Raw genomic sequence first — 23,455 nt, 5'->3', positions numbered from 1 at the left:
GTAGGATGGTTTCTTGTGCAAACCCGAATTAAGTGTAAATAAAAGGAATTGAAGTGCCTATAGCCCGAACTGGCTATACCGGCTGGAGTCTGTGACCATTCTGTGATTTATATCATATCCTCGCTTCTATGAACATTCGAAAAAGACACTCTTTATTTAAAGAGTGCCCATTTCCAGCTAATATAGAAGCCGTTATATGCTGCGGGACTAATCTTTTACCGGGGTGGACGGATGAAGCTGTTGAATGAGCAGTATCCCGTCATACTGTTCGCGCGGGATCATTGTCTCATTGAGGACTCCCCATGCCTTGGCGGTACGCGGGGTGTACATCCATTCTGTGGATGCGCCTAACGTGGTGTCTCTTAAGTTGATAAACTGCGCAGCGCCCATGCCTGCACCCATAATTTCTTCAAGACTTCCCTTGTCATGCGGCATAATCTGCTCCACCTTACCGTTGTTCTTATGCGCACTTCCTTCATAAGCATATAATCCGATCACATAGTTATCTTGCTTCAGGGACCAAGGCAGCAGCTCCCCCATCGTAGGATAGGGTGTCTGATCATAACCGAATCCATTATGCTCGGTAATCATCGTAGAATTGTGTTTGCGGATATGGTAGTTGTGTCCCCACAGAATAATCTTTTCCTCCGGATAGGCTGTGTTTGCGAGCCAAGCCACGTTCCCTGCCATCACGCGATCTCTCTCATAGCTCCCCTGCTTAACGTGCTTCTCCGGGTCTGCCCCGGCCAGCAGCTGTACAATATGAGGATGGTAATAATCCAGCATATCGATCCTGTTCTGAAGCACACGCTCAAGAGTCGGCACCAGCTTAGGCTGTTTGGGATAGACTTTGCTTAATGAAGCTTTATGATCTTTCACGAATGCCTGGAAAATCATATATTTGCTCTTGATTGCATCCTTCTGGGCTGTAAACTCTCCGATATCATCAATCATATTAAGCTTCAAATACCATTCTTCCGTCCGGGTAAACGCTTTGGCTTTAGAAGAGTCCACCCCGGCAAACCATTGTTCAACAAATGTAATAAAAGAGTCTGTGGCGGCCTGGGAATCAAACCCGGTCAGCATCAGCGGATGATCCGTACGGCTCTGCTCCGCTATGTACTCGAACAGCGGCAGATTCTCTTCCACCTGCCATACGCCGTAGATGGAGTTCTCCATCAATTCCTGCGGCTTCAGCTCCTGAACCTGTGTGTACGCTGCGGCAGCATCCGCCAGATTGGACTCAAAGGCAATAACGTTATACCCGAGCTTCTCATGCAGGTACTTAATCAGCCGGACCTTCACCGAATTATATTCGGCCGCCCCATGCGAGGCCTCGCCCAAGCTCACGATCCGTTTATCTGCCAGAATCGGCTGAAGAAACGCCAAATCCGAATAAGTGTCGTCCTTCTCCGGCTTAATGGTTGTAATGGTGTTCGCCGTGGCCCGGACGTTCTCCTTCCAGCCGGCCTCTGCGGACATCGCACTCTTAACGTCAGCTGCAGGCGCCCCTTCCGCGTATACAGCTCCCCTAACGGTCATTAGAGTGAAGCTGCACAAGACTGCTGACAAGACTGCTTTGCGAAGCAATGGATTCATGATGTTAACCCTCCCTTTGTATATGACATCAGCTTAACAAGGGAAGGTTAAATCGAGCGTGGTGTCCTGTTTAAAATTAGTTTAAAGTCGAACAGCTGTGGCCCAATGTATTCGGTTTTTGCATACGGTTGAACCCCAAAAAAGCCCTTGAAAGTATCAAGGGCTCTAATGCCGTACGCCTGCGATTATTGCTGAATTGCTTTGAAGGACTCGGTCTGGCGGGTAATTCCCTGCTCCGCTGCGAAGCGCTCAATGCTTGATGCGCCGAAGAATCCATGGATGCCCTTCGTCCGCTGAATGACATAAGCCGCATCCTCCGGCTCGGCAATCGGGCCGCCGTGGCAGATTATCATAATCTCCGGGTTGACCGCCCGTCCGGCTTCGATAATCGCTTCAATACGCTCCACACAATCGTCCAGTGTTAGCGCGGTAACTGCGCCAATGGTGCCCTTGGTGGTGAGGCCCATGTGGGCGACCAGAATATCTGCACCCGCCTCTGCCATGGCCCGTGCCTGTTCAGGGTCGAACACATACGGGGTCGTCAGCATATCCAGCTCATGGGCGATGCGGATCATTTCGACCTCGAGGCCGTAGCCCATCCCGGTCTCCTCCAGATTCTGGCGGAATACGCCATCGATCAGACCCACGGTAGGGAAATTCTGCACACCGCTGAAGCCCTGCTCCTTCAGCTGCTTCAGGAATACCTCCATCACCCGGAACGGGTCGGTGCCGCATACCCCTGCCAGAACGGGCGTATCCTTGACGACAGGTAGCACCTCCGAACCCATCTCCACCACAATCTGATTGGCGTCGCCATACGACAGCAAGCCTGCCAGTGAACCGCGTCCCGCCATTCTGTAACGGCCGGAATTGTACACAATCAGCATATCCGCTCCGCCTGCTTCACTGCTCTTAGCGGTAATCCCCGTGCCTGCCCCGACACCGAGAAGAATCTTGCCCGCCTTCACCTCTTGCTTGAATCTATCCATAATCTCAGCTCTGGTCTGCTTATTCATTAGTAGCTCCTCCTTATTGTGGGTTTCAGGCCTTCGCGGCCTGCATGAGATCAATCAGCTTCCGGGCTGCGGCCTCGGCAAAGGCCGGATCATTAATCGCCAGGTCCATTTCGATCAGTTCAACTCTTGAGCAGTCCACCTGCCGGCGCAGGGTATCGAACAACATCCGGTCCTCTTCAGGGCCGTAGAAGGGCTGACCCTCCACATCAATCGCCGAAATACCGCCAAGCGGCAGCATAAGCACCGTACTCTCCGTTGCCATATTGAGCTTCTCGGCCAGCTTCCTGCCGAGCTGTTCATTCTCCTCCACGGTCGTCCGCATCAGCGTAACGGTCGGGTTATGATGATAGAATTTGCGATCCTTGAACTTCTCCGGTACGGTATCCGCCGGGCCGAAGTTGCACATATCCAGGGCGCCTACCGAGACGACCTGCGGAATACGGTTGCGGCCTGCGGCCTCCAGGCGGTGCGGTCCTGCGTTCAAGACGCCGCCGACCAGTTCATCTGCCCATTCGGTGGTAGTTAAATCCAGCACCCCTTCAATGAAGCCCGCTTCGATCAGCGCCTCCATCGATTGTCCGCCGATTCCGGTTGCATGGAATACCAGCACCTCGTAGCCGCGCTCCTCCAGGTATTTGCGCGCTTCGGTCACACACGGCGTGGTCACTCCGAACATGGTGGCTGCGACCAGCGGCTTTTTCTCCGGTTCATAGTCTGCTTCGAACAGGAGCATGCCCGCGATGGCAAACATTGCATTGCTGAATATTCTCGTCGAGATCGAATTGAGGCCTGAGACATCCACCACAGACGGAATCATCATAATATCGCTGGTCCCGACATAAGGGGCGGTATTTCCGGAGGCAACCGTGGATACCAGCACCTTCGGTACGCCGATCGGCAAGGCTCTCATGGCAGGGGCAACCAGTGAAGTTCCGCCGGTGCCCCCGAAGGATATGATGCCGTCAAATTTCCCCTCCTGGTATAACCGGGGAACAAGCTGCTCCAGTCCTTTGGATAACACTTCTGTAGCTAACGCCCGGTCCTTCTTCGCGGCAAGCTCGTCCAGCTCCATCCCTGCGGCGGATGCGACCTCCCGGTTAGACACATCGGGTTGAAAGGCAGGCTCGAATACACCGGTATGGATCATCAGGGCTCTGAGGCCCAGCTCCTCTGCAAGCTTCTTGATGTACAGGTACTCCTCACCCTTCGTATCAAACGTTCCAGCTATGGCGATCGTCTTCATTCTGCGGCCTCCTCGTATACGAATCTTAGATTCATCATACCGGGCATTTTTATGGATGAAAACGCTTTTATGTTCTATGTTTTTGTGTTTAGGTTAGATTTGTACTGCTTGGGCGAGCAGCCCATGAGCTTTTTGAACATTCTGCTGAACTGGGCATAGTCGGGGTAGCCGGCCATTGCGGACACCTCGGATAATTGCAGGTGCGGGGCCTGGAGCAGTATGGCAGCCTTTTGCATACGGAAGCCGACCAGATAGCTCTGGAAGCTGCACCCTACTTCCTTTTTGAACAAGCTGCTCAGATAACTGCGCGACACATGCGCCACCTTGGCCAGATCTGCGAACACTACTTCCTCGCTGTAATTCTGGGCGACATACTCTTTGACAAATTCTACGTAATCGTAATGCCGGGTGATGCCGCTGAGCATTTTGACCATGAGATCATCTTCATCCAGCTTGCCCAGGCGCTTGAAATCGCGGGTAATGGCCGTAATGGACTGCTCAGAGGGAATCCGTTCAAAGGCAGAGCCGCCAATGTAGCCCATAATCTGCGTATTATTGCTGTACATATACTGGACATCAACCGGAGTCTTGACCGGGCCGCCGTAGATCATCTTAATGACTTCAGGCTTAACCTCACCGCAGGCAGTGAGAATGCGCAGCGCCTTCGCCTTGGCAGCTTCCAGAGAGACCACCTTCCGTGCCCCCAGCAATCCGCCTACGGTCAGGCCAAGATGCACACAGATCACATCTGCCCCCGCTTCAGCCATCTGGACCGCTTGGGCTTTGTCGAAGACGAAGGCCACCGTGAACAGCTCCTGCTGATGAGCCAGACGTATAGCCTCCACCTCCCTGTCATAGCTGATGCCGTCTTCCTCCAATGCCTCTCTGAACGCCCCGTCGATCAAGCCGACTGTCGGATAATTATTCACTCCCGCGAAGCCTCTGTTCTTGATCTCTTCTATATAAAGGGACATGTCTCTCGTTGGATCATTCGCATTCAGCCCGAACAGCACCGGAGTGTCTCTCACCAGCGGCACAATCTCCTTCGAGGCAAAATCCATCACCATCTCATTGCTGTTGCAGAAGGGCAGGAACCCCGCCAGAGAGCTTCTCCCCATCTGCCGGAACTTGCCCGAGTTCAGCATTAGAATGAAGTCTGCTCCGCTGTCAGCGGCAACCTTGGCTGTAATTCCCGTGCCTGTCGAGACACCGATAATGTGGTTGCCTTCGCGCAGCTCTGACTGAAGCCGCTCCAGTATGGCTGTTCTGTTCAAGCTCTATCTCCTCATCTCTCCAGCAGAATTCCCAGCAGAACATACGCAAGCATAATCCCGCCGGCTGCATAATCCATCCGTGCATATTTCAGCACCCGATAGGAAGTCCGTCCCTTCCCGTTCCCGTAAGCCCTTGCCTCAATCGTCATCACCAGCTGCTCCGCCCGCGCAAGGGTGGTGACGAGCAGCGGAATCACTAATTGGATGTAAGCCTGTACCCGGTTAAGGCCTTTGGTATCCCTGATATCATACCCTCTGGCCTGTTGCGCCACAAGAATGCGGTCCAGAGCGAGCGGTTTCGTCGGAGCTGTCCTCCCGCCAGAACTGTTCCCGCAATATATACCGGCTGCCCTCTCCGGTAAGCAAAGTCTACCTGCTCAAAAACGAGCATAGGCGATACACCTTCCTGCACGGCCTCTTTCATGTCATCCCCTTTAGTGCGAGGCTCTTCATGAGCTGGCGGGCGATTTTGCCGGAACCGGTGTAGCTGAATTCCTCCACGCTAATCAGCTGCTTAGGCAGCTTATAGCTGGCCAGATAGGGGCGGCAATACTTCCGGATCTCATCGAGCGTAAGCCGTTCCTGACCCTGCCACTGTATCAGTAACGTTACCTGCTCCCCCCAGCGTTCATCCGGTATGCCGAACACCATCGCCTCCCGGATATCCGGATGGCGAAGCAGCACGGCTTCCACTTCTTCCGGGAACACCTTGAGTCCCCCGCTCTTGATCATGCTGCCCGCGCGTCCGGCCAGGCGCAGATGCATCTGCCGGTCCTGATATACGTAATCCCCTGTGCGCAGCCAGCCGTCCCGGAATACCTGCGCCGTCTCTTCCGGCAGGAGATGATACCCGGAGAAGATCATATCGCTGCGGATGTATAGCTCCCCCACCGTGCCTTGAGGAACCTCGCGGAACTGTTCATCGCAGATCAATAGCTCTACACCGCTGAACGGCTGACCCAAGGAGTCCTGCGGCTCCGCTCCGGTAAGCTCCAGATAGCTGATGTAGCTGGCTTCAGATGAGCCGTAATATTCATAGAGCCTAACCCCGTTGAACCTCTCGCGGCATTTAGGTATAGAAGACACAGGCCATTTGCCGCCGGAGCTAATCAAGGCCTGGATGGACACCTCGGCGTTGCTTGACTCTGCTTGGCGCAATAACGCCTCGGTCATAGCGGGCACAACGAACAGAATCATATCCGGTACGTGGCAGCACAGGGTGAGTACGCGCTCTGCATCAAATTCCGGAAGGAGATGGAACGTGGCCCCGCTGTACAGGGATTGCAGCAGAGCGAACAGCGACAGCGAATGCACGAAAGGCCCGGGCGCAAGCACATGCTGCATCCGGTTCAGGCTGAACGCCTTCTCTGTAGCCTCCAAGCTGCTGATCCAAGACTCATGGGTCCGCATATACCCCTTCGGGATGCCTGTAGTGCCAGAGGTATACCCGATGAACAGCAGTTCCGGGCTATCTGCGGCTTCAGCCTCCGGCCCGAAGCCTGCCGCCCAGGCCTCATAGCTGCCAGAGACCTGTTCCCTGCCGAAATATAGCTGGGGAATTCCACTGTAACGACCGGTCAGATCAGCCGCGAAGCATGCTTCACTGACCATCAGCACGGGAGCGCATTGCCGGATGACCTGCTCCAGCGCTGCTGGAGACCATTTCGGGTCCAGCAGCACGGGAATGCAGCCTGCGTAGATAGCACCCAGGACAAATTCGGCGAATTCCATGCGGTTACCGGATAGAAGCGCAAAAGTCTGTTTCGTGTGTCCGCCCTGCCGCAGACCGCTGGCAACCCGCTGAACCCGCTTCGTGAGCTGCTCATAGGTACGTTCTTCGTGTCCATCTGAAATTGCAATGCGGTGAGGGACGAGTGCGGCACGTTCCAGAATGTGTTCTGCCAGATTCATCGGGATCTCACGCCAGCTGTCGGTACAACCAGTCTAGCCAGCACGCCGCGTCCGCCTGGCATCACCGCGATAAGCGCGGCGAATAAGGCCGCATAGACCAACTCTTTGATTCTCAATTCAATAACCTCCACGAGATAAGATACAGGAATTGGACGGCCTTCCGGTCAGGGAGTCCAGCCAACAAGCTGAATTATAGTGGAGGATGGTTTCATTGTATACCATTAATTATATTAAGGTTCACAATAAAGATGTGAGTATACCTGATTTTTCTAATGATCCTAAGCATGTTAATATACTTAAAGAGATGAGCTCGGAACGTTATACTTGTGGAGGGTTATAGGCATGACAGTCAAAGAACATATCCTGGCCTTACTGGACAGCAATAAGGGTGAATACTTCTCCGGCGAGGACATCGCCGGGCGGTTATCCGTGACGCGCAGCGCAGTGTGGAAGGCCATCAAAGCGCTGCAGAGTGACGGCTATTCCATTCAAGCCGTCACCAATAAGGGATACTCCCTGTCCCCTCAGACGGACATACTGTCCGCCGCAGCGGTCGCTAAATACCTGGATGCCAGGGGGCACAAGCTGCGGCTTGAAGTTTTCAAGAGCGTGGCTTCCACGAATGAGCTGGTGAAGGCGCTGGCTTCCGGCGGAGAAGCGGAAGGCAAAGTCATCCTTTCGGAGGAGCAGACCGCCGGGCGGGGCCGGAAAGGCCGGCCTTTCTTTTCCCCTGCGGGGACGGGCATCTATATGAGCATTCTGCTGCGTCCCCGGCTGTCGGCGACGGATGCTACGCTTCTGACTACCTCTGCTGCCGTTGCGGTCGCTCTGGCTATCGAGAGTGTGTCCGGCCTCAGCACGCAGATCAAATGGGTCAATGATGTCTTCATGAACGGTAAAAAGGTGTGCGGAATCCTCACCGAGGCTTCCCTGTCCCTGGAGAGCGAGTGGCTGGATTATGCCGTGCTCGGGATCGGGATCAATGTGACATTGCCCTCCGGCGGCTTTCCCGCAGAGCTGTCAGAGGTTGCAACCTCTATCTATGAGGCAGGCAATCCGCAAGGGGATTTGCGGAACCGGCTTACAGCCGAAGTGCTGAACCGCTTCATGGGCTACTATGAGCAGCTCAAGGAACGGCTGTTCCTGCCCGAATACCGGCAGCGCATGATGTCCCTGGGCGAGACGGTCATGGTTGTTAAGGAGCATCAAGAGCAAGCGGCAACCGCCGTTGATATCGACAATGACTGCCGCCTGAAGGTCCGGTATCCGAATGGCGATGAAGAATATCTGTCGAGCGGCGAGGTTCGTATTCTGCTATAACGCCTCAAACCACAATTCGCAAGAGTTACTTGCGGGTTGTGGTTTTTTTGTGCCGCTATTCCGGCTCGGATATTTGACATGTGAATTGATTATCGATATAGTGTGAATGAGTTCACACCACGTATTAAAGGAGGAAGCGATGCCAAAAAATACGTTCTTTCGATTGGATGAAGCAAGGCGCGGGGAAATATCGAATAGGGCTATGCAGCTTTTTGTGGATCATCTTTACGAGGATATATCGATGAAGATGGTTCTGGATAGCTTGTCCATGCACCCCGGAACCTTCTACCGTTATTTTGAAGACAAAGATGACCTGTATTGTCACTTAATCCGTAATGTGACCCGGAAAAGAGCTGCGTACTTTAATAACAGTACTGAAGATTCCCTGTTCCGGTCTTTCCTTACCGGCTTATTTGGTAACGTGAATGGCACTGCGGCCGAGCCGCTGAATGAGCTGGAGATCAAGCTTACTGAGACTTTTTTACACATTCCCGAGGACATACTGCTGAAAGTATATCTGAACGTGCTAAAGGGCGAGTCCTTCCCCTTGATCAAGGACATTATACGGCGGCTGAGGGTGGACGGATATCTCCGGCCTGATATTGACGACGACCTGATTTCATTTATGTTTGAATCTATGCAGTTTAATTTAGTTATGTTTTATAGGGAATTCGGGATTAAGGATTCTCAGATGCAGCATAAGCTTAGCAAATACTTTGCTGACTTTATGGGTCATGGTCTGCTTGAAGATCATAAATATTCCGAGCTGGTTAGCGATATTAAAAAAGCAAAGGAGTAGAAGTGTATGAACAAGCATATGAAAACTTATGAGGTTTTTCCAGCACCTGTTGGCAGCTATACTGTTGGCCGGACTCAGATGGATCTGGAGTACACGGCAGCGGATCATTCCACAAGAGAACTGACGGCATTCGTGTTCTATCCGTCCGACAGCAGCGAAGGTAAAGCTACATCAGCATACATGTTTCCTGAAGTCTACGGGATGTTAAAGGATCAGCCGCTCGTCACCGGGTATGTTTCAAGCGATTTTTTCTCCATAGAGTTCAAGACCCGGTGTTACGACGACCTTGCTCTCTCCGCGAAGGAGCAGCGCTATCCGGTGTTATTCTATGTCTGCGGCGGGGGCGGCTCCCCTGAATGGGGAACAGTGCTCTGTACGGACTTGGCCAGCTTGGGATACGTTGTGGTCAGCATCGGCCATCCGAATAGTACGATGTATAAGCGTAAAGACGGGCGTCTGTTTAATGTATCCAAGGATTTTTCCGATGCCATCATAGCGATGTCTGAAGATCCGGAGATGCTGGCACTGGCTGGTACGATGGAGATGCGGCCTGACGATGAAACTGCCGTTCAGATGTGCCGTAACGTGCTTGCACTCCCGGTACTTGCCAAGTTAACAGAGCTTAGTGAGTTACAGGCAGAAGATGTACGTTTTGTAGCCGATGTTCTGTACAAGCTGGACGCTGGAGAGCTGGATTCTATCTTTAAAGGCAGATTGCTTGTTGACCCCGGCATGGGCATCGTCGGGCATTCTTATGGAGGGCTTACGACGGCGATGGTCTGCCGGGACGACGACCGGTTTACCTGCGGGATTGGCTTGGATAGCGGTGCATTCGGTCTCCTCGATAGCGACCTTAAGACGCCTTTTATGCTGCTGTTTCGTGAACCCAACTACAACATGAATGCGATCATTGGCGCTAACAATAGCAGGGAAACCTATTATTTCTCTGTTGACCGGGTTGCGCATTTAGATTACTGTGACATCGTGTTTACCGGTGTGAATGAGGAACTTAGAGGCGCACGGGATGCGATGGAGATGCGAAATCTGGTTACAGATTATACGAAGACCTTTTTGGATCATTACCTCCGGCAGAAGGCGGCAAGTGTAGACAGTCTGGTTTACGATGGGGTGGATTTGGTCAGGAAGACCAATAATAAGTGAGCCGTACAGACTCAATTTTCACCGGCAACAGAGAAATATCTACCCGGCGCTGAAGTCCATATTCTGTTCTAAAACGCCAAAAAACCGCACCCCGCAAGCAATATCTGCGCGGTGCGGTTTTTCAATTGCGGATTATTTCAGTGTTGATATTATTTGCTCCCCTGCGTCTGCTGGGTAGGCCCGTAATTCGTCGCTCCGGTGAAGTGAACATCTGCCTGCGTGGGATACACTTTTGGGATGCGCAGATCCCGCTGATACAGCCGCAAGTGCTCTCCCCGGGGAGCGATATCCACGACATCACAGCCTCTCCAGGATACCTTGTATTCCTCGCCGCGCACTGTCTCCTTCACAGCCACCGTCTCCAGCGGATGCTCCAGCTCTACAGTGTCCCCCGCTCCAATACTACGGATAACAAGCAGATTCCCTTCCCTCTCAGGTGTGCAAACGGCTCCGTTAATCTTCATGCTGAGGTTCTGCCCCATCCAGTCATAGACCCGTACCGCAACATCGCACGGCTGCTTGACTGTAATGGACATATGGCCCTGGTCGGGATAGCTCATGGTGACGGCTGCCTCCTCCGTCTCCTTATCCACCGGCATATTGACGATTACCATTCCATTCTGGAATTCCACCGCCCGGTTCCATATGATCTCCAGGGCCACCGGAGCCATGCCGACGCAGCAGCCCGCAATGGAACGAAACTTGGATAACGACATGGAATTCACGAGTGAGCCTCCGGTGAAGCCCCCGATCATTCTTTGGTCAATCTCCCTGTAGGTTATGCCTGCTTCGTCAGGCCGGGTATTGTCTGTGACCACGTAGGAAGTTACCTTAAGCTGATTCTCCACCAGCTGGTTCCGCGCAAACAGGGTCATATCCTCCCAATATTCCTCATACCCGGCCAGAATCAGCTCATTCGCACATTCAATCATGTCCTTGATGCAGCAGGTCTCGCAATGCTCCTCATGTGGCGGATGCCACTGGGCATACTCAGGCACCCAACCGAAGGAGGAGGACAAGCTGCGGATATAATCATAGATTCCTTTACCTGCGGTAATATACCGCTCCTTGCCTGTTACCCGGCCCAGACGTACCAGACCGGAAGCTACCCAGCCTGCGGAATGGACATGGCCGAAGAACTCCATCTTGTAATTGAAATAGCGTGAAGGTCCGAGCAGATGGTTGGCGATGCCCGTTGCGAGATCCAGTGCGGCCTCATCTCCGGCAATCTCATATCTGCGCACCAGAGAATGTAGGACAATGGCATTGCGGATCGCCTGCTCCCCCCGCCCGGTATGCCTGGACAGCTCGAAGCCGCCGTCCTTCAGGTACACATCATTGGGGAATTCGTACAGGGGCTCCTGCTCCTCATAATCCCCCGACCAGAACGTTCGAACCTTCCGCTCGATCACCAGAGAGCGCATTCCCCTGACCAGCCCGGCCGCTCTGCTCTCCGCCTCCCCATCCCCGGGATCATTCTCCAGCATCCGGTTCAGCGCGGGTAGAATATAGCCCATTTCATGAAAAGAGCTATGATTCGTATGCGTCCACGGATAAGGCTCATGAAAGCGCAGGCCGTGCTCCCCCCAGGACTTCATCAGATGGCGGTAAAAGGATTGCTGCACCGCAGCGCCTTCCTCCGTCTTCAGCATTTTGCGTACCGCATCTATGGCCTCATACCAGGAGCCGACCAGCTCCGCATCGTCCACCCGGCAATGGGCAGCCTCGGCTGGCTTCTTATGCGGCAGTACAAGCCAATAGGGCAGATTGTCTTCCTGCGCATCCACCATTGAGGTCAGATACCCCAGAACGAGCTTGGCATTGTGTAACGGCGTGAACTTTTCGTAGACCTGACTTGACATGTTGTCTATCCCTCCGCTGGTTAATCTCCGGTAACCCTCACCTTGAAATCGTCAAAATCGATGGACGCGTTCGCATAACCGTCGACGCCGAACAGCTGTCCGGTCAATGTACTGCCGCCGGTATGGCGGAAGGCGAAATCTGTAGCAGCCGGAACAGATTCATTGTTGATATAGACGCTGTACGTCTTGGCATCCCAGTTCGCGACCATTTTGATGGCATACCATGTACCCAGCGCGAAATCTCTCACCTTGACCTTGTTGGAACCGCCATTTTGGACCAGGATTTTACCGGAATCAAACGCCGTTACCATAGAATAGTTGCCGGTCCCGCTATCATTTCTTACCATAGCGCCGTTGGCATACTGGAAGCTGCTGTTTAACCGGACACGGTACTCGATGACAATGCGCTGATTCCCCTCAGCGTTTACATCGCCCGCATAAGGCAGGAACAGGTTGGCTTTGCCCGCTACTGCGGTTGTGGTCAGCCGCAGGAATTTGTTGCCGGCTTCCTCATGAACCATAGCGGCAGCGCCGTTCGTCAAATCCTGCGCTGTAATGCCATAGGGATATTTGCCTGCCGTATCGCCGGAGAAGTCCCGGTAGGCCTTATAAGTTATACCGTTCTGTGTGGTAATCAGCGAAGCCAGCAGGGCGGCTTCCGCTTCAGCGAGTGCATTCAGCTCTGCATTGAACTGCGCCAGCGTCAATTCCGCATTGCCCGCCAGCGCCTCTGCATGATCCACTGCGGCAACGAAGTCGTCATACTTGGCAGCACTATAATTGCCTGCCCCGTTTCCAAGCGGATAGGAGTTATTAGCCAGCTTGCTGCGAAGCTGATTCACAATCTCATCCAGGCCGTAACCCGGTACAACCTCTACAGAAATGGTGGAGGAAAACTCCTGGTTGTTGATCTTGAGCGTCACAGGAATCTGCACCGTGCCAATGGTGCTGAAGTCCAGTCCTGCCAGCTCGCTGCCGGTCACCTGGGGCTGCACTGGCTGGTTATGGTAGACGGCATTTACAACGCCCGGAAGCACGGGAACCACGCCTGAAGGTGTCTTCACTGTTGAAGTGACCTGAACGGCATCGGAAGCGGCAATGACTGTTATGCGGAAGGTAGCTTGCTTGCCGCCGGATACGGCTGTAATTTGCGCTATGCCCGGTTGAACGGCATTTACCGTATGGGTAGCCGGGTCGATGGCTGCCACTCCTGGATTGCTGCTGGTATACTGCGCACTCGCGGTTACATTCTGAACTTCATAATTGTTGTAATGTGCTGTTGCCCGCAGCGGTGAGGGGGTCTGGCCGCTGATCAGCACAGGCTCCGGTCCGGTGAGCGCTAAAGACTGTACCGTTCTAGGATCAGCCTTGACGTTAATCGCAGCGGTAGCAGTTTTTCCGTTATAGGAAGCGGTAATCGTTGCACTTCCTGTCCCGGCGGCCTTCACCTGATTCCCTGCTTGAATCACGGCTACGTTCGTATCGGACGAGTTCAGGATCACGCCTGCCGTGACAGCAGCATAGGTAGTTCCTGTTACTGTATAAAGGGGCAGACTGCGGGTCTCGTTAAGACCAAGCGTATATCCGGGAGTCCCGAACAGCAGCTCCGATGTATTCAGCCGGGATAGATCCAGGCTGTCGATGTCGGCCAGATTATTCCCCTTGGTGAAGCGGAGGATATTGCTGCCTTGCGGAAGAAAGATCTTCGCCGTAGAGGCTCCCCAGCGGTTCGCGCCGGAATAGACGATATTCATCGATGCTCCAGGCCCGCCGTTGACCGACAGGATATGGGAGGCATCTCCGGCATTCGCTGAGCCGTTGCTATTGCGCACGGACAGCACATAGAAGCCCGCCTCCGGCACGTTAACGTTGAACTGGGCGTAGTCGTAGGCGTTCGCCAGACTGGTAATCTTCATCCCGCCGGAGGCGGAGCTTTCGCGCCGGACTGCCGGGGATGAAGTGCCAGCGGGATCTTTTACAAGCAGAGCTTCTTCAGTTTGATAACGAATCCGGGCTGGCTCGCCTGATGGGATTGCTATCGGACTGTTCGGATTAACGGGTTCTCCCAGGTTCGGCGTGTTGTCTGCGTTCCAGGTGAACTTCTGCGCGCGGACATTGCGGGTCCAGCCTGAGCCCGGCCAACGGGCGGAATGGTAGATGATCCAGTCCTCGCTGCCGTCCGGTGAGGTTACGATACTGTGATGGCCCGGGCCGTAGACACCGTTCGCGCTGGAGAAGAGCGGCTGATCACGCTTGGTCCAAGAGTCCGGATTCATCAGATCGGCGCTGGTGCTGGCAGTGATCAAGCCGAGACTATAGCTGTCTGTCCAGCTTCCGTTGGCGGAGTAGACCAGATTGATCTTGTTCCCCTTGATCGTAATCTGCGGGCCTTCATTAATCCGGCCGGGGGACGTCTCCCAGTCGTACTCCGGCGTGGACAGGAGCACTCGCTGCGAGCTGATGGTCCATGGATTGCTCATTCTGGCGATGTACAGATTCTGGAAGCTTCCGTCCGTCTCCTCCCAGCCGGACCAGATGAAGTAGTGCTGGTCGCCGACCGTCAGCACAGTGCCGTCAATTGCCCAGCGGTCCGTGGCATCGGTAATTTTGCCTTTGAAGGTCCAGCTTCCGCTCATCGGATCGGCACTGGCATTCTCCATCACATACATACGGTGGTTAGCGTTGGTTCCGTTATCGGCTGCAACGTAGATATACCATTTGTACTGGCCGTCCGTATCTTTGAGATAATGCATCTCCGGTGCCCACACGTTGGAGCTGTACATAGTTCCCTTAACTGGCGACCAAGCCAGACTCCGCTCGCCTGCTTCAATACCGGTAATCGTCTTCGACCTGCGGACCATCACTCCACTGGCATTAACAAAGGTGTTGTAATAATAGCCGTCCGTGTGCTTGTATACCCAGGGATCGGCCCCGGTCTGCATGATGACATTGTAGAAATCCGTCACATTCGTTCCTCCTTGTGCAGCCACTACCGGCTCTGGTAGTGACGTCCCCGACTCTTCCGCCGCAGCTCCCCCTCCCCACTGAGGCAGCATGAGCAGGACCGCGAGGCTGAGCAGTAGAGCTTTGACGCTTGTTCTAGACCACTTCTGTTCTTTCCGGGCTGAATTAACCGCTTTCATTTTTTCATCTCCTTCTCGCAGGAATGATGGTTCCGTCTAGCGTACTCATAATACCCTCCGGGACGCATTTAAAAAATGGACTATCTTAAAATGTTTTTGTAACCGTTTTAGTTGTAAATACTTACAGGTCGGCGACCAGCCAGGTCAGGTAAACAAACTATTGGATACTTGGCATACAAATAATTGGATAAACGCCGCTTAATTTCTCAACTTCTGACGATTGCAGGCGAACAAGTGGAAAAAGAGCAACTGTTGCTCACGGATTCAGGCACTATAAGTAAATAGCGCTTGAGTAAGTGTTGTTTATCCACCTGCTGCGCTCAGGCGGGCCGTATCTCCATCAGCAGGTGGAGTAAATCCAACTATTTCCCCTCCTGCCTGCCCAAGGGGAGCGCTCGCCAGATTCAGGTGCACTTGTGCACCTCATTTCTGGATATTGCCTGCTTTCGGCAAAATCAGGTGCACAAATACCCCTCATTCGCCCGAATTTCTCATAACCGCCGAATTCAAGTGCACTAATGCACCTCATTCGCTCACTTAGCCTTCTTCCGCCGAATTCAGGTGCACTAATGCTCCTCATTACTCAATAGCTGTAAGCTCAACCTCGCGAGGTAACTTCCACCTAAATCATCACGCTTCCCTTCCACCTAAATCATCACTCTCCCCCTCCAACCTTAATCATCATTCTTCCCTTCCCGCCTGAATCATCCTGAAGCCTGCCCTTCCCCCTGCAGCCAAACAGGGCACCTCCCGCTAAACGGAGGTACCCTGTTCCACACTCACTTGCTATTTCAGCTGCCGGGCAGCTTCGGAATCTTCACGTTCACGGTTGTCCCATAGCCCAGCCGGCTGTCAACGGTAAGTCCGTAGCCTTCTCCGAACAGATGGCGGAGCCGGTTATGAATATTCAGCAGGCCGATGCCTTGCGCCGATTGTCCGGCCACGGCCAGCTCCTTGTGCTCCAGGCCAAGCTTGGACTGGAGGGCGGCCAGCTCCTCTGGCTCCATTCCCCTACCGGTATCCGTAATACAGAAGCACACATCCCCGGACTCATCCAGGCTCCCGGTAATCTGAAGCCGTCCGCCCTGATCCATCCGTTCCAGTCCGTGATAGACCGAATTCTCCACGATGGGCTGGAGGATCATCTTGGGCGTCTGCAGCTCCAGCAAGCCCTCCTCCACATCAAGCGCCAGAGAGAATTTATTCTCGTAGCGGATCAGGATAATTTTCATATAAGCCTGAATGCAGTCCACCTCTTCCCGGATCTGCACAAGATCATCCTTCTTGATGCTGTAGCGGAAGATCTTGGACATGCAGTACGTAATTTGCGCAATCTCCCGGCTTCCGTACTCCAGTCCGATGCTGCTGATACAATTCAGCGTATTATACAGGAAGTGGGGATTAATCTGGCTCTGCAGGGCAGAGAACTCCGCCTGCTTCTGACTCAGCTCGGATTCGTATAGTCTGGCCTGGGTATTGAACATCTCCAGGGTCATTTCGTCCATCTCGTCCATCATCCGGTTAATATCCTGGGCCAGCAGGCCCACCTCGTTGGTGAACCGGACTTTAATCCGGAAGCCTCTGTCCCGCCCTGCCACCTTCTTCATATCCATGACCAGTCCCATCAGGGGGCGCATCAGATTGCTCATGAAGAAGCTGCCTGTAATAATCATACTGACAATGATGCCAAGGCCCACCATAATGCTGACCTTCCGCATAGGAATCATGTCGGCAGTCAGTTCCTGCACCGGGATCATACTGACCACACGCCACCCGTCAGCCTGCTCCAGCCCCTTAACCTGAACGAGCACCTCCTTGCCGCCAATCGTTGCTTTCACCCCGTTCAGCAAATGGTTCTTATCCATAGACAGCACATCTTTGATCACATTGCCCCGCGCATAGGAATTGGTGGAGGCAACCACCTCGTCCCGGTTATTCAGAATGGACAAGGTGGAATTCTGCGTCAGTTCCGTATTCGCTACCAGCCCCTGCATTTTGTCCATATTGACCATCACCATGCAGTAACCCGTAATCTGTGAGAAATGGACGCCCCCAATGGACTCCACAATGGGAGCAATATAGAAGAACTGTTCCGTTCCTGTCCGGTCATCCTTCAGAATGGCGGTGAACTTCCCCTTCTGCCGAAGCGCAGGATCGTTCCTGTACGGGCGGATAAAGCTGTCATACAGGTTAATATAAAAAATATCGCCGCTTGCAGAATCCTCGCTGGAGAGGCGTCTTCCCTGGAGGTCATTGATCATGATGCCGTTCACATACGAATTGAAGGAGCGCATATATTCCATCAGATCCAGTGCATAGGGAGCGCTGTCGAACGCCCTTTTGTAATCATCATCGGCTATAGTGAACTCTTGAATCAGCTTACTGTTGACCGCAAAGCCGGTGCTGACCCGGATATCATTGAATACCGAATCAATTTTGCCGCGGGTCTGCTCAATCATCTGGTTGCTATACGTGACCGCCCTCTTTTGCGTAAGAGCAGAGAAATTATAGAAGAAGTAAAATTCCATCACAGTGAATATAACAATAGAGCAACAGAAGAACAACCATAGCTGATGCTTCAATTTCACCTTGCGGGTCTTCATGGCCTGCTGCTCCGTTCAATTTCCCTTTTTCTGAATTTGGCGGGCGTCATCCCGCAGTGCTTCTTGAACACCTTATTGAAATAATAATAATCTACATACCCGGACTGGATAGCAATGCTCTCAATGGACAGGTCTGTCTGCTGCAAAAGCCCGCGGGCTTTCCTGATCCTCAGCTCGGCCACGTATTCAGAGAAGGTTTTGCCCAGATTCTTCTTGAACAGTTGACAGCAATACACCTGATTGATGAAAAATTGGACCGACAGCTCCTTCAGATACAGCTTCTGCTCATAATTCCGGTCGATATAGGCGACCATCCGGTTGAAGCAGGAGAGAATATCACCTTCCTGCAAGGCACGGCTGTTCCCTTGCCGGAGCACGGTAAGAACGTCATGCAGGAAGCTGCACAGCGACTCCAGGTCCTCGAACCGCTCCTTCAGCTCGGCATAATTCAGGAATTCCAGCTCCATGTCTCTGAGTTCTTCCGAATAAGCGCTCGTCAGAAGTCCGACGGCCTGATTCCATAAGTAGACCACCTCAATCATTCCCAGCTCATGAAGCCTGAAGTATTCCTGCAAGCCCAAGATGTATGTCTCGATGCTGTCGTATTGATTGCCATGAACTATAGAGTGCAGCTCATCTATACAGGGCTTCACCAGAGGCAGCTTGGGATTATAGTGAACCGCGCCGGAAGTTTCATCCACGAATACCCGGGAGGCCGCCAGCTCGGCTTCCTTGATCAGCTTGCTGATCTGCTTAAGCCCGCTGCCGATGCTGCTGATCCCCACCACAGGAAGCCCTGGACTGCCTGCGGCCGCAGGCCATTCATCCGTGATTCCTTCCAGCTCACTCTCCTGCTCTGTGATCAGAACCGCCAGCAGGGTGCTTGCTCCGTTCTCTACCTCCAGCACATGAACCGGCTGCCCGTCCAGCTTCAGCAGTTCGCTGAGCTTCGGCCGGTCTGCCTCATAATGGACAGCAAGCACCCGGCAGCAGCCTGCATTCGAGCCGGCAGGAAAGCAGCGTCTGATCTCTTCTTCATCTGCTGAGGTAAGCGCATCCAACAGAAGGTGATTGCGCGCTGCACTTCGCCGGGAGAAGTGCAGCGCGAGCTTCGCCAGGAACGTATCGGTCATATCCACATCAAGCGGCTTCAGGAAGTAATCCAAGGCCCCGAAGCGCAGCGCTTCCTGGGCGTATTCAAATTCTGCATACCCGCTTATAATGACGAATTCCGTGTCTATGCCCTGCGCTTTGGCCCGCTTCATCAGATCGAGCCCGGAAATCTCCGGCATCCGGATATCTGTGACTACCAAATCAGGCTCCTGCAAGGCGATGGCTTCCCACGCCTGGGTTGCACTTGTGAACTGTCCCGAGATTTCAAAGCCATACTGCTCCCAGTCAAAGGCATTGCTGATCCCTCTAATCGCCCACGACTCATCATCTACAATAATGACCTTGTACATGGATACCCTCCTGAACCTGTGAATTCATCTGGGCTTACCCGGCAAACGAAAGGCGGATAAACCACTTCTAATCATCCTCGTGGTTTATCCGTATTTCAAGACTTATTTGGTTTTCGCTTTAATTTCTCTGTAGAGCTTCACATTCTCATCCTGAACCGCTTTACCGCCAGCATCCATATATTCCTTCACCAGCTTATCGTATAAGGCGTCGAATTCTGCCTCCTTGGCCACCACCAGCCGGTCAACCATCTGCTTGTTCATGTCGCCCAGCGTCTTGCCGTACTTGATGTTTGATTCGTTCGGCACCCCGTAATAGAAGGATGAATAGCCGTCTGTAGTGTTGATTTTGTATGATTCCATAGCGAGTTCCTCATACTGCTTATCCCCGGAGGCCAGGGCTGCGGCATAGGTTTTGACGTTCTTTTCGGTGTCGCCCAGCTCAGCGCCATTAACAATCATCGTATAATCCATGTTCAAATTACTCATTTGCATTTTCTCGCCGGTCTGTGCAATCCCTTGCGGGATGCCGTCTTTCAGCGTATGGTGAACGCCTTCTTCACCAAACTGCAGGAAGAACATCACCTCCGGGTCCGCCATCCAGTTCAGATATTTGACCGCCAGCTCCGCATTTTTGCTGCTTTTGGGAATGAAGGAGAATATTCCGTTCTCATTATATACCTCTTTGAGGTATTTGCCTTCGGTGTTTTTGAAGGTATCCACCGGAACATAGTGGGCATCCGGCGAGTTTTGCTTCAGTGGAACACGGATTTTCTGGGTCATTGGATAATCCCAGTTGGCGGCATAGAAGCCGACCTTGCCGTTGGTGACATCGGCATCCGCCTGCTTGGTGGTTTTGTCCAGGGCAAAATCGGGGCTGATCAGCTTCTCATTATACAGCTTGTTCAGCCATTTGTAGGCATCTTTGTTGCCCGGCTTCAGCCAGTTCGGCGTGGTGACGAATTCTTCCTCGGACATCTGGCCCCAGAAGGATTGAACCAGGTTGCCGAAGGTGTAGTTCATGCCGGCTGCCGCCGTTGCCCAGGGAATGACGCCGTTCACATTGCCCGGGTTCTTGTCGCGGAAGGCCACCAGCGTCTCGTATAACTCATCTCTATTGGTCGGAAGCGGCATTCCCAGCTTGTCGAGCCAATCCTTACGGATGAACATCCCGTTCCAGGCCAGCAAGGTGCGCTTGCCCGGAATCGATACCTGCTTGTCGTTATATTTGCCGTAATCGAGAACATTGTCCCCGAGATAAGTTTTCAGTTGTTGGCCATGGCTCTCCAGCAGCTCGTCGAGCGTGTAGAGGCCGTCGCTTTTGGCAAAACGGGTGACCAGCGTCCCGTCATAGGTGAACGAGATGTCCGGAGCCTGGCCCGCAGCCATTAATACGTTCAGCTTATCAACCTCCTGGGACCGGGGAACCGGTACATATTCAACAACAGCGTTATTCGGCTTGCCGAAATGCTCATTCACATATTTCGTCCAGAAATTATTATTCAGATCCGGCTGGCCCTGCACCCCTCTGTCGAACACCTCAACCGTAAGCTTTGCAGGAGGATCAGAAGGGGACTTTGCGGCATTAGACGACTCCGGCGCGGCTGTCTCTTTGCTCTCTTTGCCACTTTCGCCGCAGCCTGCAGCAACGCCGGCCAGCAGCACGGTGCTGCACAGAACGGCCGATATTTTCTTGATGCCTGTCTTCACGGTATACCACCCTTTCATCTCTTAGCATGATAGTAATCCAGATTATAGCTTCCTTGCCCAGGCAGCTTCAACTTCCGCCAGCCCGGCATCCCCCCTTCCGCGGAGTATACCCGCCTCAGCCCTTGATCGCGCCTGTCATTACACCGTCTACGAAATACTTCTGCAGCTTGGGGTAGATCAGCAGAATCGGAATGGTGGTGAACATGACGCTTGCGGCCTTCAGCGACTCCGGCACAATGAACGAGCCGATACTGCCCTCGCCGCCCTGCTGGCTGTCAAGCTGCTGGTTGGCTGAGATGATCTGGTACAGCTTAAGCTGCATGGGATAAAGCTCTTTTTTGGTAATATAGAATAAGGCATCCTGGAATCCGTTCCACCGGTCTACGGCATAGAAGAGGCTTAAGGTGGCAATCGAAGGCAGCGAGAGAGGCAGCACAATCCGCAGAAGAATCCCCAGATCCGAGCACCCGTCAATGGACGCCGATTCCTCCAGACTCTCGGGAAGAGAGCTGAAGAAGGTTTTCAGGATAATCAGATTGAATACACTCATTGCGCCCGGCAGCACCAGACTCCATATCGTATCCATCATCCCCAGGTTCTTGATCAGGATATAGGAAGGAATCAGACCGCCGCTGAAATACATCGTGAAGACCAGCGCGGACAGCAGGAAGTTTCTCCCCCATAGCCGCTTTTTCGTTAACGGATACGCCGCACAGATGGTCAGGAACATACACACCGCCGTGTAAAAAATCGTAAGCACAATACTGTATCCAAGCGTATACAGCATATCGGCATCGCTCAGAATCGTCTTATACGTCTCTAAAGTGAAGTCTACCGGCCATAAGCTTACCTTTTGCGAGATAATCGCTTCGTTGGAACTTAATGATAGCGCTATCATGTATAGGAACGGTACAATGCAGGTGAACGACAAAGCCACAATAAAGACAATAATCGCAATATCTGCCACACTTTTTTTCCGGCCATTCCGCCCCATTCGTATCGTGCTTGCCGCTCTCACCATATCCCATCCTCACCCAATTTCTTTGCAATATAGTTGGCACCGATCAGCAGGGTCAGACCTACCACAGACTGGAACAGCCCGACGGCCGTTGCCTGGGAGAAGTCTCCCGAGCTGATGCCCACTCTGTACACGAAGGTGCTGATGACATCGGAATATTCGCTGACCAGTGAATTCCCCATCACAAACGGGCGGTCGAACCCGATCGATACCATTCGGCCAATCTGAAGAATCAGCAGGATATTGATCGTAGATTTAATGCCCGGCAGTGTAATATGCCACATTTTGCGGAGTCTGCTGCAGCCGTCCATATCGGACGCTTCATACAGCTCCTTGTTGATGCCGGTAATCGCCGCGAGATAAATAATCGTCCCCCACCCGATGTTCTGCCATACCCCTACAGTAATATAGGTGACCAGCCAAGGGGTCTTCTGCGACAGGAATTCGATTTTCGACAGGCCCAGACTGTCCAGGAAAAGATTAACCATCCCGCTGTTGGAGAACATCAGATAGACAATCCCGCCGATAATCACCCAGGACATGAAGTGTGGCAGATAGAGAATCGTCTGCGTTAATTTCTTGAACCTTGCCATACGGACCTCGTTAAGCAGAATCGCCAGGATAATCGGAGCCGGGAAACCTGCCACTAAATCCAGCACATTCAGGACCAGCGTATTTTTGAGGGCACGATAGAAGCTGTCCTGCTGAAAAATAAACCGGAACACATCCAGTCCGACCCATTCGCTTCCACTCGTCCCCTGAAAAATATTGTAATCCTGAAAGGCCATAATCAAGCCGTAAATCGGGGCATATTTAAAAATGGCAATGTACAGCAGAGGCAGCAGCAAAAGGGTATAGAGTAGGGCATCTCTCCTGATCCTGAGCCAAAAGGTGTGTCTTCGCGTTAGTACGATTTGATCTTGCTGATTGTTTAAAACCGCTTTCATTTCTCCCATCCCTCCGGCTGTATTAAGGAGCTCTCTTGTTCTTCATTATAGCTGCGCCGGGAGATAAGAAAATGTAATCGCTTAAATGAATTTGGTAATAACTTAAAAGACAGCCCCGTGAAGGAGCTGCCTTAAGCTTCATTTCATAATCAGATCGATTCTGCCGAACAACAGCTTCACCAGCTCGGTAGGACCCGGCAATCCCGGCTGAAAGAAAAGAAGAATGGTAACTCCCGCCGCCGCAAACGTAATGCCTGCGATAACCTTTCTGGCTTTCTTGTCCTTACTGCCCCGGAATTCAAAAATAATGATCCCGCATGACAGCAGCAGAATACTTAGGATCATTGCCATTTTCATGCTTCCCACATCCTTGTATGGTTGCTGGAATT

At 52.8% G+C, this 23,455-nt stretch carries 17 protein-coding genes; 3 read left to right on the top strand and 14 right to left on the bottom strand.

The window, feature by feature from the left end:
• Positions 1 to 207: 207 nt before the first annotated feature.
• The 6 genes from ACFSX3_RS29355 to ACFSX3_RS29330 form a co-directional block, all read right to left on the bottom strand.
• A complete protein-coding gene (locus ACFSX3_RS29355) occupies positions 208 to 1,599 on the bottom strand; it encodes an erythromycin esterase family protein (RefSeq protein WP_209990662.1) in 1,392 nt (463 codons plus the stop codon).
• 185 nt (positions 1,600 to 1,784) lie between these two features.
• Complete coding sequence (locus ACFSX3_RS29350; RefSeq protein WP_209990660.1) at positions 1,785 to 2,615, bottom strand: phosphoenolpyruvate hydrolase family protein; 831 nt, start codon at positions 2,613 to 2,615, stop codon at positions 1,785 to 1,787.
• A gap of 25 nt (positions 2,616 to 2,640) precedes the next feature.
• A complete protein-coding gene (locus ACFSX3_RS29345; RefSeq protein ID WP_209990655.1) occupies positions 2,641 to 3,858 on the bottom strand; it encodes a Tm-1-like ATP-binding domain-containing protein in 1,218 nt (405 codons plus the stop codon).
• A 74-nt stretch (positions 3,859 to 3,932) separates the two neighbouring features.
• Positions 3,933 to 5,132: a phosphoenolpyruvate hydrolase family protein gene (locus tag ACFSX3_RS29340; protein WP_209990651.1), complete on the bottom strand. Its 1,200-nt coding sequence runs from the start codon at positions 5,130 to 5,132 to the stop codon at positions 3,933 to 3,935.
• 11 nt (positions 5,133 to 5,143) lie between these two features.
• On the bottom strand, positions 5,144 to 5,404 hold the full coding sequence (locus ACFSX3_RS29335; protein ID WP_209990648.1) for an energy-coupling factor transporter transmembrane component T: 261 nt from the start codon (positions 5,402 to 5,404) through the stop codon (positions 5,144 to 5,146).
• A 148-nt stretch (positions 5,405 to 5,552) separates the two neighbouring features.
• A complete protein-coding gene (locus tag ACFSX3_RS29330) occupies positions 5,553 to 7,043 on the bottom strand; it encodes a class I adenylate-forming enzyme family protein (protein WP_209990644.1) in 1,491 nt (496 codons plus the stop codon).
• Positions 7,044 to 7,385: 342 nt separating this feature from the next.
• Between ACFSX3_RS29330 and ACFSX3_RS29325 the strand changes: the two genes are divergently transcribed.
• The 3 genes from ACFSX3_RS29325 (at position 7,386) to ACFSX3_RS29315 (ending at position 10,323) form a co-directional block, all read left to right on the top strand.
• A complete protein-coding gene (locus ACFSX3_RS29325; protein WP_209990641.1) occupies positions 7,386 to 8,363 on the top strand; it encodes a biotin--[acetyl-CoA-carboxylase] ligase in 978 nt (325 codons plus the stop codon).
• Positions 8,364 to 8,502: 139 nt separating this feature from the next.
• Positions 8,503 to 9,162 (top strand): TetR/AcrR family transcriptional regulator, encoded by a 660-nt coding sequence (locus ACFSX3_RS29320; protein WP_209990638.1) that lies wholly within the window; start codon positions 8,503 to 8,505, stop codon positions 9,160 to 9,162.
• An 18-nt stretch (positions 9,163 to 9,180) separates the two neighbouring features.
• A complete protein-coding gene (locus ACFSX3_RS29315) occupies positions 9,181 to 10,323 on the top strand; it encodes an alpha/beta hydrolase (RefSeq protein ID WP_209990833.1) in 1,143 nt (380 codons plus the stop codon).
• A 149-nt stretch (positions 10,324 to 10,472) separates the two neighbouring features.
• On the opposite strand, the gene ACFSX3_RS29310 is transcribed toward ACFSX3_RS29315, so the two are convergent.
• The 8 genes from ACFSX3_RS29310 to ACFSX3_RS29275 form a co-directional block, all read right to left on the bottom strand.
• Positions 10,473 to 12,185: a beta-L-arabinofuranosidase domain-containing protein gene (locus ACFSX3_RS29310; RefSeq protein WP_209990634.1), complete on the bottom strand. Its 1,713-nt coding sequence runs from the start codon at positions 12,183 to 12,185 to the stop codon at positions 10,473 to 10,475.
• A 20-nt stretch (positions 12,186 to 12,205) separates the two neighbouring features.
• Entirely contained in the window at positions 12,206 to 15,328 is a 3,123-nt protein-coding gene (locus ACFSX3_RS29305) for a family 43 glycosylhydrolase (protein WP_209990630.1), read from the bottom strand.
• Between the two features lie 791 nt (positions 15,329 to 16,119).
• On the bottom strand, positions 16,120 to 17,931 hold the full coding sequence (locus ACFSX3_RS29300) for a sensor histidine kinase (protein WP_209990624.1): 1,812 nt from the start codon (positions 17,929 to 17,931) through the stop codon (positions 16,120 to 16,122).
• A complete protein-coding gene (locus ACFSX3_RS29295) occupies positions 17,928 to 19,394 on the bottom strand; it encodes a response regulator (RefSeq protein ID WP_209990622.1) in 1,467 nt (488 codons plus the stop codon). Before ACFSX3_RS29295 ends, ACFSX3_RS29300 begins: the two co-directional genes overlap by 4 nt.
• 102 nt (positions 19,395 to 19,496) lie before the next feature.
• Positions 19,497 to 21,101, bottom strand: a complete 1,605-nt coding sequence (locus tag ACFSX3_RS29290; RefSeq protein ID WP_209990830.1) for an extracellular solute-binding protein — start codon at positions 21,099 to 21,101, stop codon at positions 19,497 to 19,499.
• A 115-nt stretch (positions 21,102 to 21,216) separates the two neighbouring features.
• Positions 21,217 to 22,122, bottom strand: a complete 906-nt coding sequence (locus ACFSX3_RS29285; RefSeq protein ID WP_339225006.1) for a carbohydrate ABC transporter permease — start codon at positions 22,120 to 22,122, stop codon at positions 21,217 to 21,219.
• Entirely contained in the window at positions 22,116 to 23,066 is a 951-nt protein-coding gene (locus ACFSX3_RS29280; RefSeq protein ID WP_209990621.1) for an ABC transporter permease, read from the bottom strand. The genes ACFSX3_RS29285 and ACFSX3_RS29280 overlap by 7 nt, the downstream gene beginning before the upstream one ends.
• 138 nt (positions 23,067 to 23,204) lie before the next feature.
• Positions 23,205 to 23,423, bottom strand: a complete 219-nt coding sequence (locus ACFSX3_RS29275; protein ID WP_209990618.1) for a hypothetical protein — start codon at positions 23,421 to 23,423, stop codon at positions 23,205 to 23,207.
• Positions 23,424 to 23,455: the final 32 nt, after the last annotated feature.

The organism is Paenibacillus rhizoplanae (genome assembly GCF_042684125.1).
In the GTDB taxonomy this organism is placed as follows: Bacteria; Bacillota; Bacilli; order Paenibacillales; family Paenibacillaceae; genus Paenibacillus_AQ; species Paenibacillus_AQ rhizoplanae.
This window is presented reverse-complemented; position numbering and strand designations above follow the sequence as displayed.

Coding starts and splice junctions, on each gene's coding strand:
- ACFSX3_RS29355 (WP_209990662.1), bottom strand. CDS start 1,599: ATGAATCCATTGCTTCGCAAAGCAGTCTTGTCAGCAGTCTTGTGCAGC.
- ACFSX3_RS29350 (WP_209990660.1), bottom strand. CDS start 2,615: ATGAATAAGCAGACCAGAGCTGAGATTATGGATAGATTCAAGCAAGAG.
- ACFSX3_RS29345 (WP_209990655.1), bottom strand. CDS start 3,858: ATGAAGACGATCGCCATAGCTGGAACGTTTGATACGAAGGGTGAGGAG.
- ACFSX3_RS29330 (WP_209990644.1), bottom strand. CDS start 7,043: ATGAATCTGGCAGAACACATTCTGGAACGTGCCGCACTCGTCCCTCAC.
- ACFSX3_RS29325 (WP_209990641.1), top strand. CDS start 7,386: ATGACAGTCAAAGAACATATCCTGGCCTTACTGGACAGCAATAAGGGT.
- ACFSX3_RS29320 (WP_209990638.1), top strand. CDS start 8,503: ATGCCAAAAAATACGTTCTTTCGATTGGATGAAGCAAGGCGCGGGGAA.
- ACFSX3_RS29315 (WP_209990833.1), top strand. CDS start 9,181: ATGAAAACTTATGAGGTTTTTCCAGCACCTGTTGGCAGCTATACTGTT.
- ACFSX3_RS29310 (WP_209990634.1), bottom strand. CDS start 12,185: ATGTCAAGTCAGGTCTACGAAAAGTTCACGCCGTTACACAATGCCAAG.
- ACFSX3_RS29305 (WP_209990630.1), bottom strand. CDS start 15,328: ATGAAAGCGGTTAATTCAGCCCGGAAAGAACAGAAGTGGTCTAGAACA.
- ACFSX3_RS29300 (WP_209990624.1), bottom strand. CDS start 17,931: ATGAAGACCCGCAAGGTGAAATTGAAGCATCAGCTATGGTTGTTCTTC.
- ACFSX3_RS29295 (WP_209990622.1), bottom strand. CDS start 19,394: ATGTACAAGGTCATTATTGTAGATGATGAGTCGTGGGCGATTAGAGGG.
- ACFSX3_RS29285 (WP_339225006.1), bottom strand. CDS start 22,122: ATGGTGAGAGCGGCAAGCACGATACGAATGGGGCGGAATGGCCGGAAA.
- ACFSX3_RS29280 (WP_209990621.1), bottom strand. CDS start 23,066: ATGAAAGCGGTTTTAAACAATCAGCAAGATCAAATCGTACTAACGCGA.
- ACFSX3_RS29275 (WP_209990618.1), bottom strand. CDS start 23,423: ATGAAAATGGCAATGATCCTAAGTATTCTGCTGCTGTCATGCGGGATC.